Below are 19,574 nucleotides of genomic sequence, written 5' to 3'. Positions count from 1 at the left end.
TGCCGGTCGGTGCCGCCGGGTAGGGTCGTCGGGTGAGCTGGAGCGAGCACCCCGACCCCGCCGACGCGGCGCCGTGGGCCGACGAGGTCCCGTGGGACCCGGACGAGCTCGCGCCGCCCGACGACGAGTGGGCGCCTCCGCCTCCGTCCGAGACGGCGGGCCGTGCCGTCGACGACGACCGGATGCCGCGGGGCGGCGCCCCGGCCGCGGCACCGGTCCGCTTCGACTCGGCCGTCGATGCGCTCCGCACGGTGTACGGCTACGACGCGTTCCGCGGCGAGCAGGCGGCGATCATCGACCACGTCGCGGGCGGCGGCGACGCCGTGGTGCTCATGCCCACGGGCGGCGGCAAGAGCCTCTGCTACCAGGTCCCGGCGCTCCTCCGCGAGGGCACGGGAGTCGTGGTCTCGCCGCTCATCGCCCTCATGCACGACCAGGTCGACGCGCTCGTGCGCAACGGCGTCCGCGCGGGCTACCTCAACTCGTCGCAGTCGCCCGCCGAGCGCGCCGCCGTCGAGCGCGCGTACCTCGCGGGCGAGCTCGACCTGCTCTACGTCGCGCCCGAGCGCCTCGGCTCCGAGCAGACGAAGCGGTTCCTCGAACGCGGCACGATCGCGCTCTTCGCGATCGACGAGGCGCACTGCGTCGCCCAATGGGGCCACGACTTCCGCCCCGACTACCTGGCGCTCGCCGAGCTCGCGGAACGCTGGCCCGACGTGCCGCGCATCGCCCTGACCGCGACCGCGACCGAGGCGACCCACCGCGAGATCACGGAGCGGCTCTCGCTCCGCGACGCCCGGCACTTCGTCTCGAGCTTCGACCGGCCGAACATCCAGTACCGGATCGCGCCGAAGCTCGACGTGCGCCGGCAGTTGCTCGACTTCGTGCGCACGGAGGGCCGCGACGCCGACGGCACCCCGGTCGCGGGCATCGTCTACGCGCTGTCGCGGGCGAGCACCGAGAAGTTCGCGGCCTTCCTCGCCGCGAACGGCGTCGACGCGATGCCGTACCACGCGGGCCTCGACGCCGCGACGCGTCGCCGCACACAGGAGCGCTTCCTCCGGGAGGACGGGGTGGTCGTCGTCGCCACCATCGCGTTCGGCATGGGCATCGACAAGCCCGACGTGCGCTTCGTCGCCCACGTCGACCTCCCGAAGTCGGTCGAGGGCTATTACCAGGAGACCGGGCGTGCCGGTCGCGACGGCCTGCCGTCGACGACCTGGCTCGCGTACGGCCTGCAGGATGTCGTGCAGCAGCGCCGGATGATCGACGAGAGCCCCGGCGACCTCGCGCACCGCCGCCGCCTCGCCGCCCACCTCGACGCCATGCTCGCGCTCTGCGAGACGGTGCAGTGCCGCCGGCAGAACCTGCTCGCCTACTTCGGGCAGCAGAGCGCGCCCTGCGGCAACTGCGACACGTGCCTCGAGCCGCCCGCCTCGTGGGACGGCACGGTGGCATCCCAGAAGCTCATGTCGACGATCGTCCGGCTGCAGCGCGAGCGCGGGCAGCGCTTCGGTGCCGGGCACCTCGTCGACATCCTGCGCGGCAAGCGCACCGCCCGCGTCGAGCAGTACGGCCACGATGCGCTCGCGACGTGGGCCATCGGCGCCGATCTCTCGCAGGCCCAGTGGCGTGGCGTCGTCCGCCAACTGCTCGCGCAGGGCCTCCTGCAGTCGGTCGGCGAGTACGGCGTGCTCACGTTGACGGATGCCTCGGCCGACGTGCTGTCGGGCGAGCGCGAGGTCGCCTTCCGCACCGAGCCCGAGCGTCCGACGCGCTCGTCGCGCTCGTCGCGTGCCGCGGCGCCCGCGGCAGCCGATCTCGAGCCGCGCGACGCCGAGCTGTTCGAGGCGCTGCGCGCCTGGCGTGCGGGTGAGGCGCGCGAGCAGGGCGTGCCCGCCTACATCGTGTTCGGCGACGCGACGCTGCGCGCCGTCGCGGTGCGGCGTCCAGGCGGCGTGGCCGAACTCGACGGCATCTCGGGCATCGGCGCGAAGAAGCTCGACGCGTACGGCGAGGCCCTCGTGCGGGTCGTCGCGGAGCACGCCGGGTGAGCGAGGTCCCGGGTCGCACGTGCGGCGATCCGCCCGAGAGAGGCTCCGCGGCACCGGAGCCGTCGACGACTCGAGCGCCGCGATGCTCGCGCTCGCATGCCCGCCGTCGCTAGCATCGGCCCCAGGGGTCGCCACCGGGGCGGCGCGGATTCGGGGGAACGCAGATGTCGACAGCACAGGGCAGCCGGCCCACCACGATCACGATCATCGGCGTCCTCGCGTTCGTCGCGGGCGCGATCGACATGATCTCGGGCGTCATCCTCTTCTTCCTCCTGCCCAATCAAGAGGTCGTCGACGGCTTCGGCGGGACCGGGCCGCTCATCACGGCGGCGATCGGCTCGATCATCGTCGGCCTGATCACCGCCGTCCTCGCGGGCGGCCTGCTGCGGGGCAGCCAGCCGGCCCGGCTCATCGTCACGGTGCTCCAGGTGTTCTCGCTCATCGGTTCGCTGTTCATGGCCGTCGCGTACCTCGGCTTCCCGGTCGGCGAGTGGATCGGCCTCGCCGTCTCGGCGATCGTCCTGATCCTGCTCTGGACCCCCAAGGCGAGCGCGTTCTTCACGCGGTGACGCGGCCGACACGATGAACCGATCACCGGATCGACGGAACGAGGAGCGGACATGACCGGACAGGGCATCGAGGGCGTTCGGCGCCCGGCGGCGGTGACGGTGGTGGGCGCCCTCGTGTGGGTGAACGCCGCACTCGATCTCGTGGCGGGCTTCTTCCTGCTCACCCTCGCGACCATCGGCGGCGACGACGCCGCGACCCGAACGACGTGGGCGATCATGGGGTCGGTCTCGTTGATCCTCGGCGCGATCGCGGCCGTCGTCGCCTTCGGGCTGATGCGCGGCAACCCGGTCGCTCGGATCGCGATCACCGTGATCGAGGTCTTCTCGATCGTCGCGTCGGTGGGCGCCGCGGTCGCGAACCCGTCGGGAGCGGTGAACGAGGTGGTGAGCGCCCTGGTCGCGGTCGCCATCCTGCTCCTGCTGTGGTCGGGGGAGTCGACGCGCTTCTTCCGCGGACTGGCGCCCGACCAGCCCGCGGACGGCTGAGCCGCCGAGATACTTGTCGATCATCCAAGGTCGAGACCTCCTCGGTTTGTAGGGTTCTGCAATCGCGCTCGGATGCCGCGAAGCGGCGTTTGTAGGCGACGGACGCAGTTCTCACGCCATCCGGCGCGCCGCCGTACCGTGAAATCCAGCCCTATTCCGCGTACGAAGGACGAACCGACGATGGTCGACACGGCATCCCGAACCGACGCTGCTCCTGTTCCCAGCACCGAGCGCCCCGGCACGCCCGAGCGCGCCGCGGCCGCGACCCCGGCGAACACCCCGATCGACGCCAGCGCGGCTCCGGTCGTCGACGTCGACGCGCTCGCCCGGCAGCTGCTCGGAACCTGGCCCGAGGCGCGCCTCGCCGCGCGCGAGCGCGCCGCGCGGTCCGAGTTCCAGCGCGTCGACGGGCAGGACATGGCCGCGCACCGCGAGCGGGTCCTCGGCCAACTGAGGCTCCTCGTCGAGTCCGGTGCCGTGCACAAGGCGTTCCCGACCTCACTCGGCGGCGCGGACGACCACGGCGGCAACATCGCCGCATTCGAGGAGCTCGTGCTCGCCGACCCCAGCTTGCAGATCAAGTCGGGCGTGCAGTGGGGCCTCTTCGGGGCCGCGGTGCTCCACCTCGGCACCGCGAAGCATCACGAGAAGTACCTCCCCGGCATCATGAGCCTCGAGGTGCCCGGTGCGTTCGCCATGACCGAGACCGGCCACGGCTCGGATGTGGCGGCCATCGGCACGACGGCCACCTACGATCCGGAGACCGAGGAGTTCGTCCTGAACACGCCGTTCCGCGGCGCGTGGAAGGACTACCTCGGCAACGCGGCGCTGCACGGGATCGCAGCGGTCGTCTTCGCCCAGCTGATCACGAAGGGCGTGAACCACGGCGTGCACGCCTTCTACGTGCCGCTCCGCGACGAGGCCGGCGAGTTCCTGCCGGGCATCGGGGGCGAGGACGACGGGCTCAAGGGGGGACTCAACGGGATCGACAACGGCCGTCTGCACTTCACCGACGTCCGCGTGCCGCGCGAGGACCTGCTGAACCGCTACGGCGACGTCGCCGCCGACGGCACGTACTCGAGCCCGATCTCGAGCCCGGGCCGCCGGTTCTTCACGATGCTCGGCACCCTCGTGCAGGGTCGCGTCTCGCTCGACGGCGCCGCGACGATCGCGAGCGCGATGGGCCTCGCGATCGCGATCACGTACGGCACGCAGCGACGGCAGTTCAACGCCGGAAGCGACACCGACGAGGAGGTGCTGCTCGACTACCAGCGGCACCAGCGTCGCCTGCTGCCGAAGCTCGCCACGACCTACGCGCAGTTCTTCGCGCACGACGAGTTCCTCGTGAAGTTCGACGCGGTCTTCTCGGGCGCGGCCGACACCGACGACGACCGCCAGGACCTCGAGACGATCGCCGCGGCGCTCAAGCCGCTGTCGACCTGGCACGCGCTCGAGACCCTGCAGGAGGCGCGCGAGGCCTGCGGCGGCGCGGGCTTCCTCGCCGAGAACCGCCTCGTCGGACTCCGCCAGGACCTCGACATCTACGTCACGTTCGAGGGCGACAACAACGTGCTGCTGCAGCTCGTCGCGAAGCGACTGCTCACCGACTTCTCGAAGCAGTTCGCGAAGGCGGACGCCGGCGCCATGGCGCGCTACGTCGTGGCTCAGGCCGCCGACCGCGCCTACCACGGCACGGGCCTCCGCCGGCTCGCCCAGACCGTCGCCGACTTCGGCTCGACCGCCCGCTCGGTGCACGAGCTCCGCGACGAGGAGACCCAGCGCGAGCTGCTGACGGACCGCGTCGAGGCGATGATCAGCGAGATCGCCGGCCGCCTGCGCGATGCCCGCAGGCTGTCGAAGCCCGAGCAGGCGGCGCTCTTCAACCGCAACCAGAACGAGCTCATCGAGGCTGCTCGCGCCCACGCCGAGCTGCTGCAGTGGGAGGCGTTCACGCGCGGGCTCGCCCGCACGGAGGACCCGGGCACGAAGCAGGTGCTCACCTGGCTCCGCGACCTGTTCGGCCTCGGCCTCCTCGAGAAGCACCTCTCGTGGTACCTCATCCACGGGCGCCTGTCGCCGCAGCGTGCGCAGGCCGTGTCGGCCTACATCGACCGGCTCGTCGAACGTCTGCGTCCGTACGCGCTCGACCTCGTCGACGCCTTCGGCTTCGCACCCGAGCACCTGCGCGCGTCGATCGCCTCGGGCGCCGAGCAGCAGCGACAGGACGAGGCCCGCGCCCACTACGCCGCGCAGCGCGCGGCCGGCACGCTGCCGACCCCCGAGAAGTCGGAGAAGGCCAAGCGGTAGCGGATGCCGCGTGAGGCGGGCCGGGCGCGCAGCGCCCGGCCCGCCTCACGTGCAACGGGGTCAGCGTCGCGGCGTGCGCGGCGAGTCCTCGTCCTCCCCGGGCGGCTTCATGATCGCGCCGGCGGCGAGCCCGACGGCGAGGCCCGCGGCGAGCCACAGCCAGAACCCGGTCCAGAGGCTCACGACGAGTCCGATGATGAGCCCCACGACGAGCCCGACGATCAGCTGGCGTCGGCGAGCGGGGGAGAGCGGTGCGCGTTCGGGCATGGTGCCAGCGTAGGCGGCGCGGTCAGATCAGGCCGAGCGCGCGCACGGCCTCGCGTTCGTCGACGAGTTCGGCCACCGAGGCGTCGATGCGCTCGCGCGCGAACGCGTCGATGCCGAGCCCCTCGACGACCCGCCACGCGCCGTCATCGGCGACGACCGGGAACGACGAGATCAGCCCCTCCGCGACGCCGTATTCGCCGTTCGACCAGATCGCCGCACTCGTGCGACCGCGATCGCCCGTGCCGAGCATCCAGTCGCGCATGTGGTCGATCGTCGCCGACGCCGCCGACGCCACCGACGACGAGCCGCGCACCGCGATGATCTCCGCGCCGCGCTTGGCCACGCGGGGGATGAACTCGTCCGCGAGCCACTCGTGCGCGGCATCCGTGCCGCCGAGCCGGGCGGCGAGGAGCGCGGGCACGGGGTCGCCGTCGGCCGTCGCGTGCGCGACATCCGGGAACTGGGTCGCCGAGTGGTTGCCCCAGATCGTCACGCCGCGCACCCCGCCGACCGGCGTGCCGACCGCGGCGGCGAGCTGGCCGAGAGCCCGGTTGTGGTCGAGGCGGGTGAGCGCCGTGAATCGGTCGTTCGGCACGTCGGGCGCGTGCGACGCCGCGATCAGCGCGTTGGTGTTGGCGGGGTTGCCGACCACGACGACCTTCACGTCGTCGGCGGCGTGGTCGTTGATCGCGCGGCCCTGCGGCCCGAAGATGCCGCCGTTGGCCTCGAGGAGGTCGCCGCGTTCCATCCCGGCCGTGCGCGGCCGGGCGCCGACGAGCAGCGCGGCGTTCGCGCCCTCGAACGCGACTGCCGGATCGGCCGTGACCTCGACGTGCGACAGCAGCGGAAACGCGGAGTCCTGCAGTTCGAGGGCCGCACCCTCGGCGGCGCGCAGCCCCTGCGGGATCTCGAGGAGATTCAGGCGCACGGCGGTGTCGGGCCCGAGCAGTGCGCCCGAGGCGATGCGGAAGAGCAGCGCGTAGCCGATCTGCCCCCCGGCGCCGGTGATCGTGATCGTGACCGGTCTGCGGCTCATGGCTCCGAGCCTACGCCGTGGCGGTCACCACCCCATCGAGCCGGGACCGCCCTTGAACGGGCCCGCCACTCGGGCGGTGATCCAGCCGCCGTAGAAGCCGCCGGGCTGCGGGCTGACCCGTTCGCCGTCGACCGTGCAGGCGTCCATCGGGGCCGCGTAGACGGCGACGCGATCGCGGAGCGCCTCGAATCCCCGCGACGGGGTCGGGTAGTTCCACGCGGCGCGGCCTGCAGTGCGCTCGCCGCCGACGACGTCGAAGTACCTCGCCGCGCCCTTGAACTCGCAGAACGACGCGCCCGCCGCCGGCACCAGCGCACCCGGCGCGAACGCGTCCATCGGCAGGTAGTAGACGGGCGGATGGCTCGTCTCGAGCACGCGGACGACGTCGCGGGTGTCCACCACGCGTTCGCCGCCGAGGTCGATCGTGACGCGCACGTCGAGGTGCTCGGCCCGCGGCGGCCTGGGGTAGTCCCACACGGACTCCTGGCCGGGGCCGACCGGATCGGGGACGGGGCGCATGACCGCACGGTAGGCGGCGACGCTGGGAGGGCGCCGACACCGTCGCGCCCGGATGCCGGGGCGGCGCGCCGCGAGCGCGCCATCCGCTCGTCCACTACCGTGAGCGGACAAGGGGGAACGATGAGGGAACTGTATCCGGAGATCGAGCCGCTCGAGACGGGGATGCTCGACGTCGGCGACGGCCAGCACATCTACTGGGAGGTGTCGGGCAATCGCGACGGCAAGCCGGTGGTGTTCCTCCACGGCGGCCCCGGCGGCGGCACGAGTCCCGCGCACCGTCGCCTCTTCGACCCCGCGAAGTACCGCATCGTGCTGTTCGACCAGCGCGGGTGCGGCCTCTCGATCCCGCACGCCTCGGAGCCCGGCGCCGTGCTGTCCGCGAACACGACCTGGCACCTCATCGCCGACCTGGAGCGCCTGCGCGCGCACCTCGGCATCGATCGCTGGCAGGTGCTCGGCGGATCGTGGGGCAGCGCGCTCGCACTCGCGTACGCGGAGACGCACCCCGAGCGCGTGACCGAGCTCGTGCTGCGCGGCATCTTCACGCTGCGCCGGCAGGAGCTCGACTGGTTCTACGAGGGCGGGGCGTCCGCGATCTTCCCGGACCTGTGGGAGGACTTCCTCGCGCCGGTGCCGATCGGCGAGCGCATGCACCTCATCGAGGCCTACCATCGGCTGCTGACCGATCCCGATCCGGCGGTGCACCAGCCCGCCGCGATCGCCTGGTCGCGCTGGGAATCCTCCACCATCACACTGCTGCCGCAGGCCGACACCATCGCGCGGTTCACGTCGCCCGAGTACGCCACCGCATTCGCGCGCATCGAGAACCACTACTTCCGCCACGGCGGCTGGTGGGCCGAGGGCCAGCTCATCCGCGACGCGCACCGGCTGCGCGGCATCCCCGCCGTGATCATCCAGGGGCGGTACGACATGTGCACGCCCGTGATGACCGCCTGGGACCTGCATCGCGTCTGGCCCGAGGCCGAGTTCCGGATCATCGACGATGCGGGCCACGCCTTCGACGAGCCGGGGATCCTCGACGCGCTCATCGCGGCGACGGATCGCTTCGCCGGCGACGGAGAGGAGCCGGGCGGCGGGTTCGGTGGCCCGGGCGACGGGCACGTCGAGGGCGGCGAGCCCGAGGGCGACGGCGCGGAAGGCGAGCACGGGGAAGTCGCGCAGGACGTCGAGGACGACGAACGCGAGGAGCTCGACGACGGTGGCGTCGACGCGTCAGATGACGACGGCACGGACGACGACGTCGATGACCATCACGACGACGACACCGACGACGTCGACGACGTCGACGACGTCGATGACGATGACGACGACGATGACGATGACGATGACGACGATGACGACACCGACGATGACGACGACACCGACGATGACGACGACACCGACGATGACGACGATGACGATGACGACGGCACCGACGACGATGTCGGGGACGACACCGACGACGATGACGATGACGACGGCACCGACGACGATGACACCGACGACACCGACGAGGATCGGCCGTCGAGCGTAGCGCCCGACGACGCCGAGCGGAAGGCGCAGGCCGTCGACGAGCCCGAGCGGTAGTTTCGTGCCATGACGTTCAATCCCAAGGCGGACATCGGCGGCGGCAAGACCTCGCGCCGCGGACGCAACACCGGGATCGCCGTCGGCGGCGGCCTCGGAGTGCTCGCCGTCGTGCTCATCGGATCGTTCCTCGGTGTCGACCTCACGGGCTTCCTCGGCGGTGGGACGGGAGGCTCGACGGGCGAGGACTCGTCGCTCGAGCAGTGCCAGACCGGCCAGGACGCCAACGAGCAGATCGACTGCCGCATGAAGGGCGCGGATGCCTCGCTGGACGCGTACTGGTCGGAGGTGTCGCCGAGCATCGGCGTCGACTACGTGCGGCCGCAGGGCTTCGTGCTCTTCAGCGACGCGGTCGCGACCGGCTGCGGCAACGCCTCATCGGCCACGGGCCCGTTCTACTGCCCGCCCGACCAGACGATCTACATCGACACCTCGTTCTACGACCAGCTCGAGCAGCGGTTCGGCGCCGAGGGCGGCCCGCTCGCCGAGATGTACGTCGTCGCGCACGAGTACGGCCACCACATCCAGAACATCGCGGGCGTGCTGGACTCGACGCGCGACGGGCAGACCGGGCCGACCTCGAATGCGGTGCGCGTCGAGCTGCAGGCCGATTGCTTCGCCGGAGCCTGGGCCGGCGCAGCGGCGACGACGGAGGATGCGAACGGCGAGACGTTCCTCCAGCCGATCAGCCGCGACGAGTACCAGCAGGCCATCGATGCCGCGGCCGCAGTCGGCGACGACCGGATCCAGGAGGCGACCCAGGGTCAGGTGACCCCGCACACCTTCTCGCACGGCACGAGCGAGCAGCGCGTGCGCTGGTTCGCGGCGGGGTACGACGAGGGCGTCGGCGTCTGCAACACGTTCGAGGTCGACGGTTCCGAACTCTGACCCCGGCGGGCCCGGTCAGCGACCGACGGCGTCGACGAGGATGCGGCCCAGCTCGGCCGGTCGCGTGAACTGCGGCCAGTGGCCGGTCGGCAGGTCCACGTAGTCGACGTCGCGCATCGCGGCGAGCTCGCGGACGAACGGTGCGCCCTCCGCCACCCAGGCGAGGATCTGCGAACTGGGGTACTCGCACGTGATGATCGTCGTCGGCACGTCGAGCCGGCGCTCGTCGGCCAGCCGCAGCGGGTCGGTCGCGACGGCGGCCGGCTCGGGGATCGCCCGATCGCGGAACCGGCGGCGGAGCTCGTCGTCGAGATCGGCGAGCATGCCCTCGCCGAACGCCGACCAGTCGGGCAACGGGATCTCGTCGCCGACGACGGGCAGCTCGTCGTTGATCGGATCGCCGTCGCTCATGGGCGCCGCATCGACGTAGACCACGCGGGCGACGCGATCGGGCCGGGCGTCGGCGACCGCCTGCGCGACCGTGCCCCCGCCCGAATGCCCGACGAGCACCACGCGCCCCTCGAGCTCGTCGACGAGGCCGAGCACGGCGTCGACGTGGTCGGCGAGGCCGATGCCGGCGCGCGCCGCGTCGGGCCGCTCGAGGCCGGGAAGGGTCACCGCACGGACGCGATGCCCCGCCTCCTCGAGGGCGGGGGTCACCTCGTTCCACGAACTCGCATCGAGCCAGAAACCGGGGATGAGGATGACGTCCATACCCCGGACGTTACCGGGTGCCGCCGACGCCGGCCGTGACCTCGACCTCCGGAGCGCGCACCGGACGTGCGGCGCCGCGCCGCGGCATCCGTCGACTGCTCGCGAGAGCGAGGAGCACGATGCCGGAGGCCAGGACGGCGAGCCCGAGCACGGCCGTCGTGGGCAGGCGCTCCTGGAGCACGAGCACGCCGAGCAGTGTCGCGGTGAGCGGTTCGGCGAGCGTGAGCGTGGCGACGGTCGCGGGCGTCAGGCGCTTCAGCCCCGCGCCGAAGAGCAGGTAGGCCGCGGTCGTCGTCACGAGCCCGAGCCAGAGCGCCATCGCGAGGCCCTCGCCGGTGGCGAGCCAGGCCGTCTCGGTCGCGAGCAGCACGGGAAGGCTCACCGCCGCGGCGGCGCCGAACATGGCGCCCATGCTCGCGGGCGACGTCCACCCGCGGTCCAGGAGCGACTTGCCCGCGAGCGTGTACACCGCGTACGAGGCCCCGGCGCCGACGGACGACGCGACGCCGAGCGGGTCGGCGGCGGTGGGTCCGGTGCCCGAGGCCGACGCCAGCACCGCGACCCCGACGGTCGCGAGCGCGGTGGCGAGGACCCAGGTCGGCCCGGGGAACCGCCGGCGCAGGACCCAGTCGAGCACGCCCGTGAGGACCGGAGCGGAGCCGAGCGCGACCACGGTGCCGATCGCGACGCCGTTGGCGGCCGTGCCCGCGAAGAACGCGGGCTGGTACGCGAGCACGCCCGCGGCGCCGATCAGGACGACGACCCAGGCGGGGCCGCGGGGGACGCGGTCACCGGACGTCGGCGCGACGGATGTCCCGGTCGCGTCGCGCCGACGTCCGGCGACGTGCATGGCGAGCGCCACTGCCGCGAGGGCGCCACCGCCGATCAGGATGCGCGCCGCGCCGACCGAGAGCGGATCGGCCTCGGGGCCGAGCGCCTGCGCGGTGCCGGTCGTGCCGAAGCAGACGGCGGCCGCGAGCACGAGCAGCACGGAACGCATGGGCTCGATTGTTCCACAATCCCCGTCGCCCGTGAAGATCACCGCACGATCGGATCGGGCCGCCGCCGGGCCCGATAGGATTCCGGGGGTCGCCTCGCCGCGGCATCCGTCACGTCATCGCCGAGGGGGCGCGCGACCCGGCGCACGGTGCCCGCACCGCGAGCGGCCTGCCACCACCCGGAGGAGGACCAGTGCGCGCCGTCATGTACCGCGGATTCGGCGACGAGCCCGAACTCGTCGAGGTCGACCGACCCGCCTGCCCGCCGCGCGGCGCCGTGGTGCGCGTGCGCGCGACCGGGCTCTGCCGCAGCGACTGGCACGCGTGGATGGGCCACGACGCCGGCATCGCGCTGCCGCACGTCCCCGGCCACGAGTTCGCCGGCGAGATCGCCGAGCTGGGTTCCGAGGTGACGGATGCCTCGGGCTGGGCCGTCGGCGACCGCGTCACCGCGCCGTTCATCTGCGCGTGCGGGCGATGCCGCGAGTGCCTCGCCGGAAACGAGCAGGTCTGCGACGCGCAGCGCCAGCCCGGCTTCACGCACTGGGGCTCGTTCGCCGAGTACGTCGTCGTCGACGAGGCCGAGCTCAACCTCATCCCGCTGCCCGACTCGCTCGGCTTCGTCGAGGCCGCCTCCCTCGGCTGCCGGTTCGCGACCGCCTACCGTGCGATCATCACCCGGGGTCGCCTGCACCCCGGCGAGCAGGTGGCGGTGCACGGATGCGGCGGGGTCGGCCTCTCGGCGATCATGATCGCCGTCGCGGCCGGCGTCCCGGTCTACGGCGTCGACGTCTCGGACGCCGCGCTCGCCGCGGCCGCGGAACTCGGCGCGACGCCGATCCGCGGCGGCGAGGGCGCGGCGGAGCGCGTGCGGGAGGCGAGCGGCGGCGGCGTCGACCTCTCGGTCGACGCGTTCGGCAGCCCCGCGACCTCGTTCGCCTCGGTCCGCAGCCTGAGGAAGCGCGGACGGCACGTGCAGATCGGCCTCATGCTCGCCGGCGACGCGACCGCGGCGATGCCCATGGACGCCGTGATCGACGGCGAGCTCGAGATCCTCGGGAGCCACGGCATGGCCGCGCACGAGTACCCCGACATGCTCGGCGCGGTCGCCTCCGAGGCCTTCCGCCCCATCGAGCTCGTCGGTCGCACGATCGCGCTCGAGGCGGTTCCCGAGGCGCTCGCCGCGATGGGGCGGGCCGGGGGAGCGGGCTCGGGCATGACCGTCGTGGAGCTGTAGCCCGTCGGCGGAGTGGCCGGCGCGGGCTCGCGTCTCAGGCGACGTCGGGCAGACGGCGGGGCCGCGGCGCTCGGGCCGGCGTCGCCGGTGCCGGGATGGGCACGGGCGCTGTCCGCCGGATCGGCGCCGCCGCGGGCACCTCGACCGGCTCGGCAACGATCACGAGCCCGTCGCGCGAGGACGCGGCATCCGCCAGCAGCACGAGCCACGCCCGGTTCATCGCCGGTCTCCCCCGTTCCGAGTAGCGGAACTCGAGCGCGACCGACGGGCCGAGCCAGAGTCCGACCTCGCGTCCGTCGACGGTCGCGGTGAAGGCGAACGACTCCCGGCGGCGAAGCTTGCCGAGCACGACGACCTGGAGATGCGCGAGCGTGCGGTCATCCAGGGGAACCGACAGGCGGCTGTCGTAGACGAGTGAACCCATCTCGGCCGGACTCCTTCCGACGGCGGGGGTGGTGCGGGGTACGCGGGCGGCGCCGACCTCGCGGTCCCCCTCCGTCGAGTTCGCGCCGCCCGCAATGCAGACGCTAGGTCGTGCCTCGACCGGCGCGAGGACGCGGTGGTGAACTGTTCCGATTCCGGATATCCATCGCGCGTGTCACGACGTACACTTGCCGAACCCGGCACACCCCCGACGCCGGTCAAGAGGATGGTCATGGTCGGACTCGCCCGGTCCGCGTTCGACACGCGCGACCCCGAAACCGCATGTCGCGCGTTCGAGCCGATGGTGCCGCGCCTCGCGTTCGGTCGCGCCGACCCGGGCCGATTCCGGGTGCGGCTGCGATTCGACGCCGCGCCGTCGTTCACCGTGATCGAGTACGCGTTCGCCGCCCCCGCCGCATCCGTCGCCGGTTCCGACGACCTCGTCGTCATCTCCGCCAAGGGACGCGACTTCGCGCTGCAGCACGGGCGATCGACGGTCGACACGACCCTGCCGTACCTGCAGCCGCCGGAGGGGCTCGCCGCCCGGTGGGATGGCGTCGCCGCCCGGGCGATCATGCTGGACCGGGCGGGCGTCGCGGCGGTGGCGCGCACCATCACGGGCGAGCCGTCGACCGAGCCGGGCTTCGTCGACGTGGCGCCGCGCAGCCCGGACCTCGGGCGCCACTGGGAACGGATCGCGCATCGAGTCCGGTCGGCGATGCTCGCCGCGCCCGAGGCGTTCGCGGAGCCGGTCGTGGCGCAGGCCGCGTTCGCGCGCCTCGCGGTCGCGTACGTGTACGCGTTCCAGGCCGTCCGGCTCGACCTCGAGGGGCGACGGATGCCGGTGGGCCCGCGGTCCGCGATCGTGCGGGCCGCCGTCGACCACATGCACGCGCATGCGGCGGAGCCCATCACCGTACAGGCCGTCGCCGACGCCGTGCACATCTCGTCGCGAGGACTGCACGCCGCGTTCGTCGCGGAGTTCGGCCGGTCGCCGTCGGAGTACCTCCGCGACATCCGCCTCGCGGGCGTTCGCGACGAGCTGCGTTTCGCGCCGCCGGCCGACGGCGTCGCCGCCGTGGCGCGCCGCTGGGGGTTCGTGCACCTCTCGCGCTTCGCCGAGGCGTACGCCAGGGAATTCGGCGAGCTGCCCTCGGCGACGGCGGGCGCGACGGCGGGTGCGCGGCGGCGGCCGCCTACAACCGCTCGAGGATGAAGTCGACCCGCGCTTCGGGATCGAGTGCGGGGACGCGGACCACCGGGATCGGCAGCGACAGGTAGACCTCGAGCAGGAGCTCGTGGATGCGGTGCTGCGCCGCGGCATCCTCGGTCCTGGCGTAATCGCGATGCAGCGGCAGCAGGTCCATGACGAACGCCTTCCGGTATGGCACGTGGGCGAGCGCCTCGAGGAGCGCCGGCGACGGTTCGAGGCCGAGCAGGCGGTGGTACGCGAGCGAGTCGGGGACCGCGCGGTCGAGGAAGACGAGCTCCTCGGGGTCGAGCTCGGACTCCTGCGCGAGCTGGAGGGCGAGGACGTTGAGCTGGAACTCGCCCTGACGGGAGCGGATCTCCTCGACCGAGTGCCCGCCGAGCCGCATCAGGTCGATGTAGTGACGGCTCTCCTCGATCGTGGTGCGGTAGCCGCGCTGCCGGAGCAGGTCGACCGTCGTGGTCTTGCCCGAGCTCGGACCTCCCGTGATCACGTACCAGCGCGTCATGCCGACCCCCACTCGGATGTCCCGTGAACGGATCGTATCGCCGAGCGAACTTCCCATGTGGATTCCGCGATTGCCGCCGCCGCGGCACCGGAGTAACATTCGCGCCGGGCGGGGCGGAAGCCGGTTCGGGGGATCGGGGCATTCCGCGCCACGGCAGTCGGGGGAAGGCATGCCGAACACCGTCGATCAGGCGATCGCCTTCGCGAAGGCGCACCCGACCAAGGACGTCGGGGATGGCGGGCCGTCGTGGGCGGCATGGTGCGCGGCACTCGTGTACTGGGCCGGCGGATTCGGGCGGTCGTTCGAGACTGCGATGATCGCCGGTTCGAATTCGGGAACGCTCAACGGGGACTGGCGGAAGGCGCCGCGCGGCGCCATCCACTATTGGGCCGGCGTCTTCATGAACGGTGTCGAGTGCGGCCATACGGCGATCGATATCGGCGGGGGCAACCACACCCTGCTCATGGCATCGTCCCGCGTCGACAACTTCGGCACCGCGATCGGGACGATCACCTTCGAGGACTACAACCAGCCGAGCTACCGCGGCTGGTCGATGAGGTGGGGCTCCGAGACGCTGGCGGGAGTGGACCTCCTCGGGCGTCCGAGACCCGACGATGAAAGGGACGACGACATGACCTTCCGCATCGTGAACCCGACCGACCCGGGAGACAACGCGCTCTACGCGCTCTCCGACTCGGGGCGCTGGGTGAAGATCAGCAACCCGGCGGATCTCGTGCTCCTGCAGAAGTTCCGCGATGGCGATATCGGCGACATCACCAAGGGCCAGGTGAGCATCATCAGGCAGTACCTGAGCAAGTTGTCGCCGACCGCGCCGCCGTTCGACGCGCAGGCGTTCGCCGCGGCGGTCGCGAAGCGACTCGTCGGACGGATGAACGATTCGATGGACGTCGAGCAGGCCGTGAACGAGGCCATCGAGGAGCAGGTGCCGCCGCTGGAGGAGGAACCGCTGATCGTGCGGCCGGGATGACTCGGGCCGTCACGCTCGTCATGAAGCGCGCACCGCACCGAGAAACAGAAGAACCCCCGGTCTCCCGGGGGTTCTGACTGTGGCTCCGACCGGCATCGATCCGGTGACCTTTCGATTTTCAGTGAGCCTGGGCGGTTTTCGCTCAGTTCTTGTGGTTGCGATATCGCGCTGATCAGGGATTCCTCCAACCGGTCGCAGTTAGTTTCAGTTCGTCTTCGCGCATTCAATGGCACATTAATGGCACAAGAATCGCGGGTTCACCCGGTCGAGCAATCCGGCCGCGGTGTTCGATTTTTTCGATTTATCCGCGTAGTATGAGCGGCATGAGCACCTCGACCGACGTGCCGCGCGGGGCACGCAAGGCACACACCTACCTCCCTGAGGCGGACGCCCGCGAGGAACTTCTCGACTTCGCCGAGCTGCTGCGCGAGCTCGAGGTGTACATCGGGCAGAGCTCGTCGAACGCCGCCCTCGTGGATCCGCATGGCAATGCTCGTCCCATCCCGGACGAAATCTTCCGCATCCTCGACCAGGTCACGAACGCACTCGCGGCGGGCGATGGCATCACGATCGTCCCGCAGGGCATGACCATGACGACACAGCAGGCCGCGGACTTCCTCGGGATCAGCCGGCCGACGCTGGTCAGGCTGCTGGAGGCCGGTGACATCCCGTTCGACCAGCCCGGCCGTCATCGCCGCGTCAGGCTTGAGGACCTCGTCGCCTACCAGGCGAACTTCCGCGCCGAGCGGCGCGCGGCGCTGCGCGAACTGCAGCGTGCGAACGTGGGAGCGAAGGTTCAGGTCGGCAACCCCGCCGACGTGAAGCGCCTCTCGGAGCTCGACGGGGAGTGAGCTTCCCGGCCTTCTTCGATACCAACGTCCTCTACGGGGCGCTCCTCAACGATTTCATCCTGGAACTCGCGGACCGCGGACTCTATCGCCCGCTGTGGTCGAAGGACGTTCTGTTCGAACTCGCGAAGAACCTGGTGAAGAACGGTGAGGACCCGGCGCTCGTCGCTAAGCGGGTCGGAACCATGGAGCGCTACTTCGCCGACGCGATGGTCACCGGATACGACGACATGGTGCCGGCGATGACCAACGACCCGAAGGACCGTCACGTCCTCGCGGCCGCCGTCCGCGGTGGTGCCGAGCTGCTCGTGACCTTCAACACAGGGGACTTCCCGGCGGACTCCGTCGAGCCTTTCGATCTCGACGTCGTCCATCCGGATGACTTCCTCCTCGACCAGCTCGACCTGTATCACGCGCCCACGCTCCGCGCTCTAGTCGAACTCGTCGAGGGTTACGACTCCCCAGCCATGACCGTCGACGATTTCCTGCTCGCGCTCACCCGCGCTGGCGTTCCGAAATTCGTGGAGGCTGCGCGCGCGAAGCTCTATTGATCCGATTGGGTTGAATGAGTAGGAGTTCGAAGGCCGTCGCTCGGGCTGAGCCCGCAACTTCGGGGAGCACTCCGAATTAGTCGGACACAGCGGACCCCGCGACACTCATCCGCGATGGCAGTAGGTCGAGAATCCAGTGGCGCGTCGTTGTCCAACCCAGGAACATCCGCGAGTCGCTGCCTCGATCACCAACGGCAGCGAGTCGCAAGCCGTCCAGGAGGGTGCTCATGGCAAGCGAACTGCCATGCGCGTGGCGGGCGGCGCTCACTGCCTCGAGCATCTCGTGCGTTGAGACGAGGCTGAGGTAGAAGACTGCTTGCCGCCATGCGTAGGCGGCATCCTTGATGGTCGCCAACGGCCGATGCTGCTGTCCTGCGAGTGCGAGGAGTCGTGCAACGCGTTCGAACGCGGCGCTGGCAAGAGCGTCCCATGGGTGAGTCGGCAGGATGCCGGCTTCGACGAGCGCCGCCAGGTTATGCGTGGTCAGAATCTGCGCTTGCTCGATCACGGCCCCGTTGTGCGCCACGGACCATCGATCGTGGGTCGCCGCGCCCGCCCGCGCGAAGCACAGGTCGCCGAAAGTCGGTCCAATCGGCGGCTGGACGCGTGCACGCGGCCAATCTGGACGCGACCATGCTCGACGGGGCCGCGTGGATGGCTGCGTCGGTTCGGCGAGCGCGACAATCTGTGCCCAATCAATCGCGTAATAGCGTTCGTACAGCGAGCCTGACAGCGTTCGCGCAGCGACCTGCGCGGACCGCCGGAACTTGTCCGAGAACCGACCCATGAAGATGTCGGCGGCCAGTTCCTCGACGAGTGGAATGTCTCGACCAGCGGTCGCCATCAGCTGCTGAAGCTCTTGGATCAGCGGATTCGGGAGGATAGTTGCAGGGAATGCGTCGAGCGCGAGAGCACCGACACGCCTGAGGACTGCCGTCGCTTCGTCTGCCGCGCCACGGCCGTGCCCAAGCGTGACCTTGACCCACGGCAGCTCTGTGAGCTGCACCTGCTTCTCCAGGTTCACGAGGAGGAGCGACCGCCGCCGGCGGAACGCTCGATAGTTCGCGGCAGACAGGCGCGCGAGGGCAGGGTCGCCGAACGTTGACGCCACGACGGTGCCGCTGATCTGCGGAACCAGGTCCGCGAGCACCTCTGCCGAGGGAATGACACCCTCGCTCACGAGTTGTTCCACCGGGGCGGAATGGGCCCGAGCAAGGACGCGGTCCACGACCGGAGGCATCGGACTTCCGCCGGGGATCCCGGACGCGGCGGCCTCGGACGGGCCAACGGGCAAACTGAATGCGCTCGGATTTGCAATGCCCCGCATCGGATCGAGGCCCTCGAGCCGCGATGAGGCAAGCCGCGCGAGCTGGGCATGGCTTGGGGTAGCCGCTACTTGGTTCTGAGCAGCGCGGACGGCTGCGTGCTCGGAACTGCCGGGGATGCCCCGCTTGGCAACCATTGAAGTGATGACGTGATGCAGGAGCCCGAGTCGGCGAGAACTCAGAGTCCGGCCCTCGACGAGGTCCCGCGTAGACGCGAGCAGGATCGCAAGGTTGTCCTTCGGCCTGCGGTGCTTGGTGCAACGCGTGTGGACCGTTGCGAGGCGGTCATACTCGGCGAGAATGCTGGCCGCATCGCTCAACCAGTCGGTGGCCGGCCGCGTGTTGAGGCGTTGGCCGTCGAGCAGTTCCAGCATGTGCGTGAGCACCCGGTCGGCGAGTGGATTCCAGACTGCAAGGGCCTCGCGCTGGGTCTCGACTCGCTCGCGATCTCGCCTGCTGACGAGTGCTTGGCGTGCATCGCCCGCCGAAAGTCGGAAGACGTGATCCGGGGGCGACTGCGTCGCCGCCGCACGCTTGGGCGCGAAGCGGAGTTTCTCGGAGTACGGCGCGATCGCTTCGAGGAGTTCGAGGGCACCGGCACGGTCACCCGAACGCACGAGCCACGCGACTGTCAGCAATGCAGCGTCTTCAGGAACCTCGACTGTGTACGTGCCACTGTCGAGCAATTCGTACAGCTCCTTGAGGCCGGCGTCGGTCAAGTAGTGACCGAACAGCAGCCGACGCGCGGGGTCCAACCCAAGGCGCCGTGCCTCGGCTATCTCGTCCGCGGCGATCGGACCTGCAGCGACGGCGTTGCCTGTTGCGAATCCACCACGGAGAACCTCGAGTGTGACCCACGCGGGGAGTCCCGACACAGGCGTCCGCGACCCGACCATGACGTCGGCGTTGGCCATCGCACTGATGGCGTGTGACCAACGAGCGGCCCGATTGTCGGCGCGCCGACGAACGTCCGGGTCCTCGTGAGTCGTTGCCGTCAGGAAGGCGTTGCTCAATTGGCCGATTGCGTAGCCGTTCATCTCGTCCAAACTTCGTCGTTCC

Annotated in this window: 18 protein-coding genes and 1 pseudogene; 11 read left to right on the top strand and 8 right to left on the bottom strand. The window is 71.0% G+C overall.

Annotation, left to right across the window (positions count from 1 at the left end; all coding sequences use genetic code 11):
- Nucleotides 1-182: 182 nt before the first annotated feature.
- The 4 genes from recQ to ACULK2_RS14340 all read left to right on the top strand — a co-directional run bounded on the left by recQ (nt 183) and on the right by ACULK2_RS14340 (nt 5,416).
- Nucleotides 183-2,054, top strand: a complete 1,872-nt coding sequence (gene recQ / locus ACULK2_RS14355) for a DNA helicase RecQ (RefSeq protein ID WP_445968649.1) — start codon at nt 183-185, stop codon at nt 2,052-2,054.
- A 164-nt stretch (nt 2,055-2,218) separates the two neighbouring features.
- On the top strand, nt 2,219-2,623 hold the full coding sequence (locus ACULK2_RS14350; protein WP_445968517.1) for a hypothetical protein: 405 nt from the start codon (nt 2,219-2,221) through the stop codon (nt 2,621-2,623).
- 51 nt (nt 2,624-2,674) lie between these two features.
- On the top strand, nt 2,675-3,109 hold the full coding sequence (locus ACULK2_RS14345) for a hypothetical protein (RefSeq protein ID WP_445968516.1): 435 nt from the start codon (nt 2,675-2,677) through the stop codon (nt 3,107-3,109).
- Nucleotides 3,110-3,289: 180 nt separating this feature from the next.
- Nucleotides 3,290-5,416 (top strand): acyl-CoA dehydrogenase family protein, encoded by a 2,127-nt coding sequence (locus ACULK2_RS14340; protein ID WP_445968515.1) that lies wholly within the window; start codon nt 3,290-3,292, stop codon nt 5,414-5,416.
- Nucleotides 5,417-5,476: 60 nt separating this feature from the next.
- Here ACULK2_RS14340 and ACULK2_RS14335 read toward each other — a convergent pair whose 3' ends face one another.
- Genes ACULK2_RS14335 through ACULK2_RS14325 form a run of 3 tightly spaced genes read right to left on the bottom strand, consistent with a single transcriptional unit; the run spans nt 5,477 to nt 7,238 of the window.
- A complete protein-coding gene (locus ACULK2_RS14335) occupies nt 5,477-5,683 on the bottom strand; it encodes an HPP family protein (RefSeq protein ID WP_445968514.1) in 207 nt (68 codons plus the stop codon).
- A gap of 22 nt (nt 5,684-5,705) precedes the next feature.
- On the bottom strand, nt 5,706-6,719 hold the full coding sequence (locus tag ACULK2_RS14330) for a malate dehydrogenase (protein ID WP_445968513.1): 1,014 nt from the start codon (nt 6,717-6,719) through the stop codon (nt 5,706-5,708).
- A gap of 24 nt (nt 6,720-6,743) precedes the next feature.
- Entirely contained in the window at nt 6,744-7,238 is a 495-nt protein-coding gene (locus tag ACULK2_RS14325) for a DUF427 domain-containing protein (protein WP_445968512.1), read from the bottom strand.
- Nucleotides 7,239-7,358: 120 nt separating this feature from the next.
- Between ACULK2_RS14325 and pip the strand changes: the two are divergent.
- Nucleotides 7,359-8,309, top strand: a pseudogene (gene pip / locus ACULK2_RS14320) (prolyl aminopeptidase); the annotation flags it as partial.
- Between the two features lie 525 nt (nt 8,310-8,834).
- Complete coding sequence (gene ypfJ, locus ACULK2_RS14315; RefSeq protein ID WP_445968511.1) at nt 8,835-9,713, top strand: KPN_02809 family neutral zinc metallopeptidase; 879 nt, start codon at nt 8,835-8,837, stop codon at nt 9,711-9,713.
- A gap of 15 nt (nt 9,714-9,728) precedes the next feature.
- Here the strand turns inward: ypfJ and ACULK2_RS14310 are convergent, their stop codons facing one another.
- Nucleotides 9,729-10,427, bottom strand: a complete 699-nt coding sequence (locus tag ACULK2_RS14310; protein ID WP_445968510.1) for an alpha/beta fold hydrolase — start codon at nt 10,425-10,427, stop codon at nt 9,729-9,731.
- Nucleotides 10,428-10,437: 10 nt separating this feature from the next.
- On the bottom strand, nt 10,438-11,427 hold the full coding sequence (locus tag ACULK2_RS14305; protein WP_445968509.1) for a DMT family transporter: 990 nt from the start codon (nt 11,425-11,427) through the stop codon (nt 10,438-10,440).
- 191 nt (nt 11,428-11,618) lie between these two features.
- Between ACULK2_RS14305 and ACULK2_RS14300 the strand changes: the two genes are divergently transcribed.
- Nucleotides 11,619-12,662: an alcohol dehydrogenase catalytic domain-containing protein gene (locus tag ACULK2_RS14300; protein ID WP_445968508.1), complete on the top strand. Its 1,044-nt coding sequence runs from the start codon at nt 11,619-11,621 to the stop codon at nt 12,660-12,662.
- Nucleotides 12,663-12,696: 34 nt separating this feature from the next.
- Here ACULK2_RS14300 and ACULK2_RS14295 read toward each other — a convergent pair whose 3' ends face one another.
- Nucleotides 12,697-13,086 carry a DUF7882 family protein gene (locus tag ACULK2_RS14295; RefSeq protein WP_445968507.1) on the bottom strand — a complete coding sequence of 130 codons (390 nt, stop codon included), beginning with the start codon at nt 13,084-13,086 and terminating at the stop codon, nt 12,697-12,699.
- A 231-nt stretch (nt 13,087-13,317) separates the two neighbouring features.
- Between ACULK2_RS14295 and ACULK2_RS14290 the strand changes: the two genes are divergently transcribed.
- Nucleotides 13,318-14,301: a helix-turn-helix transcriptional regulator gene (locus ACULK2_RS14290; RefSeq protein WP_445968506.1), complete on the top strand. Its 984-nt coding sequence runs from the start codon at nt 13,318-13,320 to the stop codon at nt 14,299-14,301.
- Here ACULK2_RS14290 and ACULK2_RS14285 read toward each other — a convergent pair.
- Entirely contained in the window at nt 14,282-14,803 is a 522-nt protein-coding gene (locus tag ACULK2_RS14285; protein ID WP_445968505.1) for an AAA family ATPase, read from the bottom strand. The genes ACULK2_RS14290 and ACULK2_RS14285 overlap by 20 nt on opposite strands.
- A gap of 169 nt (nt 14,804-14,972) precedes the next feature.
- Between ACULK2_RS14285 and ACULK2_RS14280 the strand changes: the two genes are divergently transcribed.
- The 3 genes from ACULK2_RS14280 (at nt 14,973) to ACULK2_RS14270 (ending at nt 17,190) form a co-directional block, all read left to right on the top strand.
- The gene (locus tag ACULK2_RS14280) at nt 14,973-15,791 is read left to right on the top strand and encodes a hypothetical protein (protein ID WP_445968504.1); all 819 of its coding nucleotides are present in this window, start codon (nt 14,973-14,975) and stop codon (nt 15,789-15,791) included.
- A gap of 323 nt (nt 15,792-16,114) precedes the next feature.
- Nucleotides 16,115-16,642: a helix-turn-helix domain-containing protein gene (locus ACULK2_RS14275; protein ID WP_445968503.1), complete on the top strand. Its 528-nt coding sequence runs from the start codon at nt 16,115-16,117 to the stop codon at nt 16,640-16,642.
- Complete coding sequence (locus ACULK2_RS14270) at nt 16,639-17,190, top strand: PIN domain-containing protein (RefSeq protein WP_445968502.1); 552 nt, start codon at nt 16,639-16,641, stop codon at nt 17,188-17,190. Before ACULK2_RS14275 ends, ACULK2_RS14270 begins: the two co-directional genes overlap by 4 nt.
- 76 nt (nt 17,191-17,266) lie before the next feature.
- Here the strand turns inward: ACULK2_RS14270 and ACULK2_RS14265 are convergent, their stop codons facing one another.
- A complete protein-coding gene (locus ACULK2_RS14265; RefSeq protein ID WP_445968501.1) occupies nt 17,267-19,552 on the bottom strand; it encodes a hypothetical protein in 2,286 nt (761 codons plus the stop codon).
- Between the last annotated feature and the right edge of the window lie 22 nt (nt 19,553-19,574).

The sequence above is a fragment of the Agromyces molybdatiresistens genome, assembly GCF_052748445.2.
Note: the sequence above shows the minus strand (reverse complement) of the source record. Positions and strands in the feature narration are given on the sequence as shown.